Annotated in this window: 12 protein-coding genes; 7 read left to right on the plus strand and 5 right to left on the minus strand. The window is 38.5% G+C overall.

What is annotated here, in order from left to right:
- Window positions 1-7: 7 nt before the first annotated feature.
- Both betB and betI read right to left on the minus strand, forming a co-directional pair.
- Window positions 8-1,471 (minus strand): betaine-aldehyde dehydrogenase, encoded by a 1,464-nt coding sequence (betB, locus tag ND2E_RS09545; RefSeq protein WP_033094123.1) that lies wholly within the window; start codon window positions 1,469-1,471, stop codon window positions 8-10.
- A complete protein-coding gene (gene betI, locus ND2E_RS09540; RefSeq protein WP_033094124.1) occupies window positions 1,462-2,067 on the minus strand; it encodes a transcriptional regulator BetI in 606 nt (201 codons plus the stop codon). Before betI ends, betB begins: the two co-directional genes overlap by 10 nt.
- Before the next feature lie 524 nt (window positions 2,068-2,591).
- On the opposite strand from betI, the gene ND2E_RS09535 reads away from it, so the two are divergent.
- Together ND2E_RS09535 and ND2E_RS09530 are read left to right on the plus strand one after the other, a co-directional pair.
- Entirely contained in the window at window positions 2,592-3,047 is a 456-nt protein-coding gene (locus ND2E_RS09535; RefSeq protein ID WP_150113749.1) for a hypothetical protein, read from the plus strand.
- 201 nt (window positions 3,048-3,248) lie between these two features.
- Window positions 3,249-3,905, plus strand: coding sequence for a peptidylprolyl isomerase (locus tag ND2E_RS09530; protein ID WP_033094126.1), 657 nt, complete (start codon window positions 3,249-3,251; stop codon window positions 3,903-3,905).
- Window positions 3,906-4,026: 121 nt separating this feature from the next.
- Here ND2E_RS09530 and ND2E_RS09525 read toward each other — a convergent pair whose 3' ends face one another.
- Window positions 4,027-4,512, minus strand: a complete 486-nt coding sequence (locus ND2E_RS09525; RefSeq protein ID WP_033094127.1) for a GNAT family N-acetyltransferase — start codon at window positions 4,510-4,512, stop codon at window positions 4,027-4,029.
- Between the two features lie 102 nt (window positions 4,513-4,614).
- On the opposite strand from ND2E_RS09525, the gene ND2E_RS09520 reads away from it, so the two are divergent.
- Complete coding sequence (locus ND2E_RS09520; RefSeq protein ID WP_033094128.1) at window positions 4,615-5,514, plus strand: LysR family transcriptional regulator; 900 nt, start codon at window positions 4,615-4,617, stop codon at window positions 5,512-5,514.
- Between the two features lie 107 nt (window positions 5,515-5,621).
- On the opposite strand, the gene ND2E_RS09515 is transcribed toward ND2E_RS09520, so the two are convergent.
- The gene (locus ND2E_RS09515) at window positions 5,622-6,011 is read right to left on the minus strand and encodes a carboxymuconolactone decarboxylase family protein (protein ID WP_033094192.1); all 390 of its coding nucleotides are present in this window, start codon (window positions 6,009-6,011) and stop codon (window positions 5,622-5,624) included.
- Between the two features lie 450 nt (window positions 6,012-6,461).
- Here ND2E_RS09515 and ND2E_RS09510 point away from each other — a divergent pair, with 450 nt between their 5' ends.
- The gene (locus tag ND2E_RS09510) at window positions 6,462-7,748 is read left to right on the plus strand and encodes a sensor domain-containing diguanylate cyclase (protein WP_033094129.1); all 1,287 of its coding nucleotides are present in this window, start codon (window positions 6,462-6,464) and stop codon (window positions 7,746-7,748) included.
- Window positions 7,749-7,833: 85 nt separating this feature from the next.
- Here ND2E_RS09510 and ND2E_RS09505 read toward each other — a convergent pair whose 3' ends face one another.
- A complete protein-coding gene (locus ND2E_RS09505) occupies window positions 7,834-9,054 on the minus strand; it encodes an MFS transporter (RefSeq protein ID WP_033094130.1) in 1,221 nt (406 codons plus the stop codon).
- 271 nt (window positions 9,055-9,325) lie between these two features.
- Between ND2E_RS09505 and ND2E_RS09500 the strand changes: the two genes are divergently transcribed.
- The 3 genes from ND2E_RS09500 (at window position 9,326) to argJ (ending at window position 12,659) form a co-directional block, all read left to right on the plus strand.
- Entirely contained in the window at window positions 9,326-9,784 is a 459-nt protein-coding gene (locus ND2E_RS09500; RefSeq protein ID WP_033094131.1) for a hypothetical protein, read from the plus strand.
- A 197-nt stretch (window positions 9,785-9,981) separates the two neighbouring features.
- A complete protein-coding gene (locus ND2E_RS09495) occupies window positions 9,982-11,256 on the plus strand; it encodes a lytic murein transglycosylase (protein ID WP_033094132.1) in 1,275 nt (424 codons plus the stop codon).
- A 143-nt stretch (window positions 11,257-11,399) separates the two neighbouring features.
- Window positions 11,400-12,659, plus strand: a complete 1,260-nt coding sequence (gene argJ / locus ND2E_RS09490; RefSeq protein WP_033094133.1) for a bifunctional glutamate N-acetyltransferase/amino-acid acetyltransferase ArgJ — start codon at window positions 11,400-11,402, stop codon at window positions 12,657-12,659.
- The last annotated feature ends 45 nt before the right edge of the window (window positions 12,660-12,704 follow it).

Here is a 12,704-nt window from a genome sequence, read left to right on the forward strand (position 1 = left end):
TCAATTTTTAAAACGGGCTGTCAATTGGCTGTAACCCAACATAGACTGATTTTATTTGAGTGTAATGATTTAGTGTAACAAGACCATTTTCACGCCCAATACCTGACTGCTTATAACCACCCACAGGCATTTGTGCAGGTGACGCACCAAAGCTATTGATCCAACAAATTCCAGCTTCCATCTTATGAATAACTCGATGAGCACAATTAATATCTTGGGTAAACACTGCAGCTGCCAAGCCGTATTCTGTAGCATTAGCTCTTGCTACCACTTCATCTTCATCAATAAATATCATTACCGACATCACAGGCCCAAAAATCTCTTCACGGCAAATAGTCATGTCATCAGAACAATCGGTAAAAATAGTCGGTGCAACAAAATAACCATCCGGCGCATTTTTAGGTTGCATCGATTTTCCGCCATGAAGCAATGTAGCGCCTTCTTTGATACCAAGCTTGATGTAATCCAACACTAAATCAAAGTGCTTTTTAGAGATAAGCGCGCCAAAATTTGTTTTAGGATCCATTGGATCTCCAACAATAATGTTTTGACGAGTACGTTGGAGTAATTTCTCAATAAATTTGGGGTACGCTGATTCTTGAACAAATACACGCGTGCCATTGGTGCAAACCTCACCTTGAGTATAAAAATTACCTACCATGGCGGCAGAAACCGCATTATCGATATCGGCATCGTCAAAAATTATCAGTGGAGATTTTCCGCCAAGCTCCATAGTGACATCTTTAAGCGTAGTAGCAGCGCCGGCCATAACTTTCTTTCCTGTACCCACTTCACCAGTAAAAGAAACTTTTTCAATAGCTGGGTGATGGCTTAACCAAGCCCCCACCTCTCCAGCTCCTTGAATAACATTAAATACGCCATCTGGCATGCCTGCTTCGTTAAAAATCTCAGCAAGTTTTAACGCGCCTAATGGTGTCTCTTCTGAAGGTTTAAAAATCATTGAGTTGCCACACGCTAGTGCTGGAGCTGCTTTCCAACAAGCTATCTGCAGTGGATAATTCCACGCACCAATTCCCGCACATATACCTAATGCTTCACGACGAGTGTAATAAAAATCGCCATCCACCTGCTGTTGATTACCTTCGATGCCAGGCGCCAAACCTGCAAAGAATTCAATAGAGTCAGCCCCTGATTCAACATCAACGACAGACGCTTCTTGCCATGGTTTACCGGTATCAAGTACTTCAATTTCTGCCAACTCATCATTACGTTCACGTAACAAGGCAACAGCTTTAAGTAAAATCCTACTGCGCTCTATGGCGCTCATAGCTGACCAAGTAGCAAAACCACGTTGAGCACTTGCTATTGCTGCTTGTTTAACCTTTTCATCTGCGATTTCGACCTGATAGATTACTTTTCCCGTCGCAGGGTTAATCACATCAAATGTTTCACCATTGTCGTTTGCCATGTAGGCACCATCGACAAAATTTTTATAACATACTAACGACAATTGACATCTCCGTACTGCTTAAGCAGATCGTCTATAAATTTTTTACATAATTGTTCGGCCTGTTTAAATTTCTCTTCAGGCCTTGGACTTAACGCGCTACGCAACCAGAAACCATCAATCATCGCAGCTGTCTGTTGAGAAGCAATTACCGCGTGCTCATCATTTAATAACTGACGAAAGGAGAAAAGTAGGTTGCTGTATAAGCGCTTGCTGTTGATATGCTGCAATCGAGCCAATCCAGGCTGATGCATCGATTGAGCCCAGAAGCTAAGCCAGGTTTTTGTAGCCGGTGCAGAACGTTGTAATTGAGTGAAATTTGCCTCAATGATCATTCCAAGGCGTTCTGATGCGCAAAGCTTTTGCTGATTAATACGCTCAAGTAGTGCAGATTTCAATTGCTCAAGCAGGTGTTTAACCGTTGCTTCAACTAAGTCCTGCTTACCACCAAAATAATGACTAATGATCCCTGACGATAAGCCTGCGATCCTACTGATGGTAATAATCGTGGTATTTTGTAAACCATATTGCGATACCGATTCTAAAGTTGCATCGATTAACTGCTGTTTGCGTACGGGTTTCATTCCAACTTTTGGCACAGGCTTCTCTAATTATTTTTAATTGAACGTTCAATTAATTATAATTGTAATAGTTTGAACAGAAATGATCAAGGTACCATTACCTCTGTATTAAATTCAGGAATATAACAGCTAAATTGGGGTTAATTGAAACCAATCAGGGATAATTGATCATGGTTAGGCAAAATAAAGTGAGAATTGATAATCATAGGCCTGCAATTATAAGTTAGTGCACGAACTATATTCCTTGCAGCACATAGTAATAAAAGTACAGCCATAACTAATTTCGCTACAATTAGTCGGATAAAGTGTTAAGCGATCAGCTCAGCAAATACGAGATTCGGTCTTTCGTGGCAATACCAACTTGAAGCGTTATATAAAACATTTGATGATCATTTAACTAAAACAGAAATCCATTAGGTTGCATTTAACGAATCGATTACTGATATAAATCAAGACATATAAATTATTGCTGTGTTCAACTGCATCACACCAATTAAGTAAATTATTTTGTCTTACACCTAAGACAAATTTGTGTGAGTTTTATGAATAAAACAACAAGAATTGTATTGTTGGCGTTAGCCGCCTTCTTTTTACTTCTCGGGATAAAAAGTTCTCAGCACTCAAAAACATATGCTGAATTAACAGATCTTCAAACCACTACTGCTACTGTCTTTCAATTACATTGTCCGCCAAAAGGTGCCGCTTCATTAAGCCTTACTGGCTCGGATCTTACTTATAATTTATCGGTTAAATTTAGAACAGAATATTGTGATGAAAAAAAATCACCGGTACTTCTCGGTAAAGAGATCACTTTGCAATCAGTGCAAGTGAACGGAAAGTTCCATCAAGTATATAAAATTGAAAGTAAAGGTCGAATGTTACTAAATCCTGATGATGTATTATCAGATCAAACAAGTGCGACACTAGGTTTGTTTTTCTTAGCATTTTTAATCACGGCTTTAGTGCTTTATAAAAGTCGTCCAGTTAATAATAAATAAATTTTAATAGCTATTTCGCATTAACCTAACGCTGTACCGCTTATTATCTAATTTAATGACATAATTAGCGGTGTCATCGTTTCACACTACAGATGTGACTTTTAATCACAATGGCTGAAGTCTGTCACTTGTTAGTTGAGATTTCAGCGAAAAGAGCTGTTAACATCTAATAAATAGAATTGAAACAACAAGATATTTTATATGAATACTATGAAAAAAATCATCACTAGCCTTTTTCTTACGCTAACCTTAACAGCTTGCTGTGGTGATAATGCCGTTAAAAAAGCCAATAAGTTCATTGCCAAGCAAACAATCGATAAAACAGATCCCACGTGGAAAACCAAATTAAATAAACCACCATTACTTACTTTCGCAGCCGATAAAGATTATTTTTGGGAGCTGCAAACGAACCAAGGTGATATCACGATTAAACTGCTCGCTGATTCAGCACCGATGCATGTATCTAGTACCATTTATTTAACAAAACTGGGCTTCTATGATGAGTTAACTTTCCATCGTGTTATTCCAGGGTTCATGGCGCAAGGCGGTGATCCAACAGGGACCGGTGCTGGTAACCCAGGTTATAAGTACGATGGTGAATTTTCAGGTGAAATAGGTCATAACGAAGCGGGCACGTTAAGCATGGCAAATGCAGGTCCAGGTACTGATGGTAGTCAATTTTTCTTAACTTTTATCCCGACCCCATTTTTAGATGGTAAGCATACTGTTTTTGGTAAAGTGGTTACCGATTTAGATGACAGCTTATCAAAAATTGAAGCCCTAGGAAGCCGTAATGGCAGAACCAAAGAAGCTGTTAAAATTGTTAAAGCTTCAATTCGTATAGCCAATAAAAAATAACTATTCTCTTTGTATCGTTTGGCAAAAGCATCGCACCAAACGATATATAACATTCAATCTCTCTTAATAAAACCAATAGATTATCAAATGCTCTAACAAGTAAAATTCCTTTCAAATAGTGTTAATCTTGTTCAGCGAAATCTATCAAGGTTTGCCCTGACATTCGATAACCAACCCATTCATCTTGTGATTTCGCTCCAATAGATTGATAAAAATCACGTGATGGCTTATTCCAATCAAGACAACTCCACTCAAATCGACCACAACCTTGTTGCAAGGCAATTTGTGCCATTCTTTTCAATAAGAGTTTACCGGCGCCTTTACCTCTGTGCTCAGGTGAAACATAAAGGTCTTCCAAATAAAGACCAGGTTTTGCTAGCCAAGTTGAATAGTTATAAAAATAGATAGCAATACCCAATGGCTCACCCGCTTCCTCGCAAATAAGCGCACTAACATGATTATCTTGTGAGAAAATAGTTGCCTCAATGGTTTCTACCGTAGCAAGTACTTCATTCTCTGCTTTTTCATAAATAGCTAGCTCTGTTATAAAATGCAGTATTAACTCACTATCTGCGGATACGGCTTGACGGATTGATAATTGGTTCACTTGTTGCTCCGATATTGACAATTGGTTATTGGCGCTATCATATCTACTGTTGTATTATGATAAAAGTGCATTTTCTTCATAGTAACATGTGTCGTATTCATAATGAATTTACATCAAATCGATTTAAACCTATTACTGTTGTTCGATGCTTTGTATCGATGTCGATCAGTTTCCACTGCAGCCAATGAGATTTACCTTAGTCAATCAGCGTTTAGTCATGGCTTATCTCGACTGAGAAAACGTTTGGCCGATGAGCTATTTGTTCGTATCAATAATGTAATGGAGCCAACGCCATTTGCCCATGAGCTGGCTAACCACATAACTCCTGCCCTAGCCCAACTCCATAATGGATTAAATAATAGCTTAGTGTTTAACCCATCAACCAGTGATATTGAATTAACCTTTGCTGCGACCGATTACACCCAATTTAGTTTATTGCCAAAGCTCATTGGGCACATTAGCAAAGTAGCACCTAATATTAGGATCACCGTAGTTCCATCCGAAGATAAAGTCCCAATGGCCAAATTAGTCAGTGGTGAACTAGATTATGTCTTAGGTTTTAGCCATGAAATTGAGAAATCGTCCACTATAGAGCGACAAACCTGGTTGCAAGACAGTAACTGCACCATATCGAGAAAGAATCATCCCCAATTAAAAACTGGCTTAACGCTAGATAAATTTTTAACAGTATCACACGTTAGAGTATCTCCATGGGGTGAGAAACAAGGGATTGTGGATCAGCAGTTAGCCCGTCAAGGACTTAAACGCCATGTGGCTTTGCAATTACCCAGCGTGATGGCTGCACCCTACACGATAGAAAATTCAGATTATTTATTAACGTTTCCAAGACTGATGGCGGAACATGTAGCTAAAATTATTGACATAGATATCTACACACCACCCATAGCGATACCTGACTATCAATTGAATGTATATTGGCACAAAATAAATAACAATAAAGCAAGCCACCAATGGTTGCGCCATCTGATCAGCCAGCTATAAGAGCAAGCAAAATACCCCAGTTTTTTTAGCCCAGCCAATGCCTTGCGGATACTCTCCTTCAACAACAGCCTTCATTAATCAAGATTGTCACGTCGAAGAGACCTTATTCAGTCATCCCATGTATCGATAATTTCTCTAGCTGCCCTCATCGCTTCTATGGCAGCAGGAAATCCACAATAAACGCTAGCATGCATAATCACCGCTCTGATTTCCTCTTTACTAACGCCATTACGCAATGCACCACGAACATGACCTTTCAACTCATTAGGTGCTTTTAGCGCGATTAACATCGAAATGGTTACCAAACTTCGTTTATCTTTTGGCAAATCAGAACGGTTCCAAGTACTTCCCCAAGCATTTTCCATCACTAAATCTTGCAAGGGTAGGTCAAACTCATTGGCATTGTTTAAAGCGCGGTCTACAAATTCATCACCCATCACTTCACGACGGACTTGCTCGCCATTTTTATAATTTTCATTGCGTTTTTCTGTGCTCATTTTTATTCCCAATAACATCAAGGTGTTCCAATGATAAAAAGAATGTTAAGCAAAAAACAGACATAACAGTGTATGGCTAACATAAGCAATCGTGATAGCTGATCATCTGCATATGAAAAGTGCCATGACTTGACTTAAGCAGCTAAATAAGTGGTTGTTAAAAAGCACATTAAAAAAATAATCAAAGAGAAAAATTCGCCACTAATTTATTAGATCTAAGCTAATTTCCCTCCGAAATGTAAAAATCGTATGAATGTACTAAAAATTCATTTAAGAGATTGAAATTATAAGAATATATATATATAGTCCACACATTATATAAACACCTTTCTGTCTCTTATTCACTCTCTTTGTTAGATGGGTTTTCTTTTATCAAATATGTAACTTTGCTATTAGAAATACGATTAAAGGTTCCAGATTAACGTAAAATCCCCGGTAATGGAGAGCCACATGTTTTTTCTAAGCGATCATAAGACACTTATCAACTCAATTGAGGCCATAGGCGCGAGTTTTGCGGTGTTTGAATTCGACCCACAATCTGTCGCTTTTGAACTAGTAAGTTGCAATAGTCGCTATGAGGATCTTATTGGCTATTCAAGTGCTAAAGCACTGGGTCAGCCACTAACAACAATATTCCCGAGATACATTCACAACCCTTTGAAAGAGGCATTCATTCATTGTAAAACTGAGCGTATTGCTTTGGAAACTGAGATTGTACTTGATTACAAAGGGCAAGAAAGGTGCTGGCGTTCAATAGTATCCCCTATCGTAAACTCAACCGATAAAAAATTTAGAATTATTCAAACCTGTGTGGAGATCACAGAGAAAATAGTTTTAGAAAAACAATTAAATCTCTCAATGAAACGATTTGAAGCCGTCGTTAATACCGCCTATGACGGCATAATTACCATAGATGAGCAGCAAAATGTTAAACTTTTCAATGACGCAGCACAATCTATGTTTGGCTACAGCGAACAAGAAATAATTGGTCAGCCTCTCACTAAGCTATTACCTGCAAAATATCAGGGGAAGCATCATGGCTATATAGAAGGGTTTAAAAGATCACAAGTCGACTCTAGGCCTATGCAAACTCGAGCAGCGGTGCAAGGCCTTAGAAAAGATGGCAGTGAATTTTCCATTGAAGTGACCATATCAAAAATTCGTATTGCCGATAATGTTGAGTTTACTGCAGTTATTAGAGATATTTCTGAAAAAAATCAATTGTTAGAAGAATTAATATTATCCTCACGAAGAGACCCGTTAACAGAGTTATACAACCGCCGATACTTTACCGAATTACTCAATGCCGAGATCATTCGCTCTAAAAGATTTAAGCGCGGCTTTTCATTGCTAATGTTGGATATTGACCATTTCAAATCAATTAATGATGAATACGGACACACCTGTGGAGACGAAGCGTTAATCGCCTTTGCTAAGACTGTGAAGAATAGCATTAGGGAGGTAGATACTCTGTGCCGTTGGGGGGGCGAGGAGTTTTTGGTGTTATTGCCTGAGATACCCAAGGTAACCGCAATGATTGTTGCAGAAAAAATTAGAAAAAATGTTGAAGATCTAAAAATAATTTATGGAAACAAAGTGATAAAAATCACTGTATCAATTGGTTTAGACTACTTTTCTAGTCACTCAAATGAAATGAGTCAGATGATCAATAAAGTTGATCAAATATTATATCGAGCAAAAGATACCGGAAGAAACAAAGTTTCTACTGAACTTTAGCCCATTACTCAGCATCTTAAAAACCTTATCATTTGAGGAGATTCAACCAAGTGTTATTTCCTCATCAATTAATATTTAGTAAATGTTAATTAAGCTTTGGCTGATTAAATGTAATAGGCAACCTAATACCACGCGTGGCGACATAAGCGATAACAACACAAATCCCCCCCATAGTAACTAGGGTAAAGGGATATCCCATATATTCGGTAAACACACCAAATAACAAACCACCTAATGCGCCACCACCAATATTAATGGCGCCCCATAAACTCATCACCCTACCTCGAAACGCACTTGTCACAGAAACTTGAATCAATGATTGAGTCGTTACACCACAGACAGTGGCACAAAAGCTTAGTGCGCCAATAATAACTAAACCTAACTCAAAACTACTGATATAACTAAATATGACTAGCAAAATACCGGAGACAATCGCTGCAATTTGCATTGCTGTTATTAAGTAGGCAGCACTAAAAAATGACAACAAAAAACCCGCTATAATAGCACCAACTCCCGCCGCCGAATTCATCCAAGCTAACGCTTCAACTCCTCGAGAGTAGAGTATATCTACCGCGGCGGGTAAGATTTCTAACAAGCCCCTACCGAATACAGCGGAAACAGCAATCAAGAGTAACAAGCGTAGAATGAGATCTGAACTCAAGGCATAATTGAGCCCAGCTTTTACATCCATAAAAAACGTAAATTGCTTCGAGCCCGCGCTACGCTGAAAGTTATCAAGTTTTAACAAGAGCAATACGAGGGTTAATGGCAAGTAGCTAGCTGCAACGACGGCTAACGCCATATCATTACCCTGATATTTAATAAGATAACCCGCCATTACAGGGCCAATAAAGCGAGAAGTATTGTACAAAATAGCATTAATAGCCACTGCCTTAGGCATATTCAGCTCACTGACTAATTCTGGCACCAAAGACAGTCTTATCGACTGGTAGGCACTATTAGCCACACCTATTGCAAAAGAAAAGAACAGTAACATCTTCTCATCAGCTAATTGCTGCCAAACCAATAAGGACAGCAATAGTGATAACAGACCCAGTACTATGCTGGTTATCACTGCCGCCTGTCGACGATCAATGCGATCAACCATCACGCCAAATAAAGGACTTAACACGATTGACGGGAAGAACATTAAAAAAGCCAGCAAACCCAACCAGCTTTCAGAATGGGTTTGATCCCACATCATCCAGCCCAGTGTCATACGCTGAATCCAAAGACCTTGCGTAGAAAAGAGGCTGCCACACAAATAGGTTAGATAATTACGTTCAGTAAAGATAGAGCGCTGCACTGTCTGTCAATATCCTCAGAAAATCTGGCATCATACAGTAAAATATACTCGGTACTATTAAATTAATCGTAGTAAACATGCTTAAGATCAGCTGTACACGGCAACCAGCATGAACAGATGGCAACTTCAACAAATAAACTTATCAAACTATAAAAACTACTCATAACAAAGTATTACAGCAACGATTTATACTGTCATTAAGTAGCACTTAACCGTCAACTTACCACCTTATTTATCAGTCTACTCCTATAAAATAAAAGGCAGCTAAATCATGTCAGAACACATCAATATCATAACTCAACAAATTGAGAGTAAATTTAATGATATAGAAAACAACATTTTTTCTGGGACTATATTCTCTCAATGGCGAGGATCATTTGAAGTAAAAAAAGTGTACTTGAAAAAAGAAAATGCCGACATAAAGTGTGATCTCGATATTCGCTTAAAAAACTGGCCTGAAGGGATCTTTGTCAAAGTTTATAAACATAAAGCATTAGCCGTTCTGCCTTATGTTAAGGATCAACAAGTGTGCGAAGAGTACTTATCTACCGAAGCAACACCATGTAAATTTTGGAAAGATGCTTTCTACTTTTCCAACATGACTGACTTAGACCAAGATCGTTATGTGTTATTAGAAGGTAATAATATGTCAGATGAGGACACTGACATCTGCTTGAGTAAGCTAAAAACGCATATTGAAGAGATTAATACCATTTTAGCGAATCGTTAATTCAATGCTTAGCGCGCTACCACAGAAATAAAATTACCGGGGGAGATCCAATCCCCCTGTTCAACGCCTTCACTGTTAATCCATTCCTAAATCATGGCAAGAGTGTTATTTTACAGAAAACAATGAATAATGATTGTTATCAAGGTAAAATTTAGCGAAGCTATTTACAGCGTTAACTTTGCTAAGGAATGCCATTCATGCTCCCGTCCAACTCTATTATCAAACAAACTCTTAGTTTTTTTCATACTCTTACGCTGGTCATGCTTTGTGTCCTCTTCCCTATTATTGCTCAGGCAACAATTGCCGATGAAAATTTTAGCCAGTGCAAAATCAATTTAGTTAAACGTGCTGAAGCTGCAGGATTCTCACCTTATATCACCCAAACCGTGATTAATGATATTTCTCCGATTAAACGTGTGATTACGTTAGATAAAAAGCAGCCTGAATTCACCCAAACTTTTCAGCAATATATTAAAGCGAGAGTGACGGATTATCATGTACGCGTAGGTAAAGAAAAACTAAGACAAAATAAAAAATTGTTCGATACCTTAGAAAAAAAATATGGCGTGCCGCGTCAATATCTTGTGTCTTTTTGGGGCTTAGAAACCGTTTTTGGCAAACATAAAGGTAAAATGTCGGTATTAAATTCTTTAGCCACATTGGCCTGTGATGAACGTCGTAGTGAGTTTTTTACCTTAGAATTGTTAAACTTGTTCACTTTACTCGAAACGAAGCAAGTTTCTGTCGAGCAGCTACGAGGTTCATGGGCCGGCGCTATGGGACATATGCAGTTTATGCCGACTGCGTTCTTAAAATATGCCGTTGATGGTAATAATGATGGCAAAGTAGATATTTGGAAAAGCGAAGTGGATGCCTTAACCACCGCGGCCAACTACTTAAATCAAATTGGATGGCAATCTAAAGAGCGCTGGGGTAGAGAAGTTAAATTACCAGAAAGCTTTGCCTTTGATAAAGTGGCTTTTGATCAATACTATCCGCTTAACTACTTTAAAGAGTTAGGCATTAAAAAAACAAATAACCAATCCTTATCTACTTATGACATTGAAGCAGAGCTTTATCTTCCATCAGGTTATCAAGGACCAGCATTTTTACTCTACCCTAATTTTAACGTCATAATGACGTGGAATCTTTCGAAAAGTTATGCACTTTCAGTCGGCATACTGGCCAATAAATTAATTGGCGCTAAAGGCATGAATTTTTCACGCAACAACCGAGCTACCGTAAAATCTTATAGTGCTACCCAAATGAAAAATCTACAAGGCCAACTCAATTCATTAGGCTTTGATACTGGTAAACCTGATGGTATCTGGGGACCTAAGAGTAGACAAGCCATTCGCTCATTTCAACTGCATCATCAACTTATTGCGGATGGATATCCAAATAAAGAAGTATTTGAAACAATGAAGTCAGTGGTGCATTTACACTCTGCATCAACCAAGAGTGTTAATTAATACCCAAACGATGCACTATCATTCTGTTTACTATCTTAACAACAGAAAATTATATTTTATCGCACTTTACTAGGTACATTTTTTTGCATAAAAACCCATAAAATAGTAATATTTATTTACTTCTGTATTATAAATAATTCTTTATGCCTGTTAATTTACCTGAAATAGTTCCTTCTTCACTTACGCCAATCCAAGGTATTCGCCTTGGTTGGGCTGAATCAAACATTAAAACGGAAAACCGTAAAGATTTACTCGTTATTGAAATCTGTGATGGCAGTGCCGTCTCTGGTGTTTTTACCCAGAATCGATTTTGCGCTGCACCAGTAACCTTGTGTAAACAACATTTAACGGCAGTGAAAAATAACACTATTTCGGGCATAAAGGCATTAGTCGTTAATACGGGCAACGCCAACGCAGGAACAGGCGAGCAAGGTATGTTAGATGCGCTAACCACCTGTCAACATTTAGCTGAAATTATGGCTATTCCAGTCGAGTCGATATTACCTTTTTCAACAGGCGTCATTCTAGAACACCTGCCTATGGATAAGCTCTTAGCAGGTTTGCCTTTAGCGGTGAAGAATTTAACCACAGATAACTGGACCGATGCTGCTTCAGCAATTATGACCACTGATATTGCGCCTAAAGCGTATGCTACTCAAGTAAAGGTGGGTGATGACAAGATACATATCACCGGAATATCTAAAGGTGCTGGCATGATCCATCCTAACATGGCGACTATGTTAGGTTATGTCGCCACCGATGCGCATATAACGCAATCGTTATTAGACAGTATGACAAAAGAAATTGCAGACTTATCATTTAACTGTATTTCTGTTGATGGCGACACCTCTACAAATGACTCCTTTATTGTTATTGCTACGGGAAAAAGTGACGCGCCTGCTATCACAAGCGCTAACGATAAAGGTTACCAAGAAGTCTTTAACGCTTTACTTGAAACCTCTCAATACTTAGCTAAGGCCATCGTTCGTGACGGCGAAGGCGCGACTAAGTTTATCACGGTCACAGTGAAAGGAGCATTATCTGTTGAGGAAGCAAAAACTATTGGTTTTTCTATCGGTAAAAGTCCCTTAGTAAAAACGGCAATGTTTGCTTCTGATCCTAATTTAGGCCGTGTGCTTGCTGCTATTGGTTATGCTTCTCGCGAGTGTGAGTCGTTAGCTAATTTAGATACTAATCAATTAGAGCTCTACTTTGGTGATTTGTTAGTGGCTGAAAAAGGCGGACGTGCCGCAAGTTATAAAGAAGATGACGGGCAAACGATAATGAACGAAGCAGAAATAGATATGACAGTGCAACTTCATCGTGGCAACAAAGAGTCAACGATTTGGACCTGTGATTTTAGCTATGATTACGTCAAAATCAATGCCGAGTACAGAACTTAACTAAAGTTATAGCTTGGCTATAAATCAACCTTTACTCTAACTGTT

This window comes from Colwellia psychrerythraea (assembly GCF_000764225.1).
GTDB lineage: Bacteria > Pseudomonadota > Gammaproteobacteria > Enterobacterales > Alteromonadaceae > Colwellia > Colwellia psychrerythraea_D.

Bases quoted from the DNA above. Each gene is read 5' to 3' on its own strand.
- ND2E_RS09535 (WP_150113749.1), top strand. From the start codon at position 2,592: ATGAATAAAACAACAAGAATTGTATTGTTGGCGTTAGCCGCCTTCTTT.
- ND2E_RS09530 (WP_033094126.1), top strand. From the start codon at position 3,249: ATGAATACTATGAAAAAAATCATCACTAGCCTTTTTCTTACGCTAACC.
- ND2E_RS09520 (WP_033094128.1), top strand. From the start codon at position 4,615: ATGAATTTACATCAAATCGATTTAAACCTATTACTGTTGTTCGATGCT.
- ND2E_RS09515 (WP_033094192.1), bottom strand. From the start codon at position 6,011: ATGAGCACAGAAAAACGCAATGAAAATTATAAAAATGGCGAGCAAGTC.
- ND2E_RS09510 (WP_033094129.1), top strand. From the start codon at position 6,462: ATGTTTTTTCTAAGCGATCATAAGACACTTATCAACTCAATTGAGGCC.
- ND2E_RS09500 (WP_033094131.1), top strand. From the start codon at position 9,326: ATGTCAGAACACATCAATATCATAACTCAACAAATTGAGAGTAAATTT.
- ND2E_RS09495 (WP_033094132.1), top strand. From the start codon at position 9,982: ATGCTCCCGTCCAACTCTATTATCAAACAAACTCTTAGTTTTTTTCAT.
- argJ (WP_033094133.1), top strand. From the start codon at position 11,400: ATGCCTGTTAATTTACCTGAAATAGTTCCTTCTTCACTTACGCCAATC.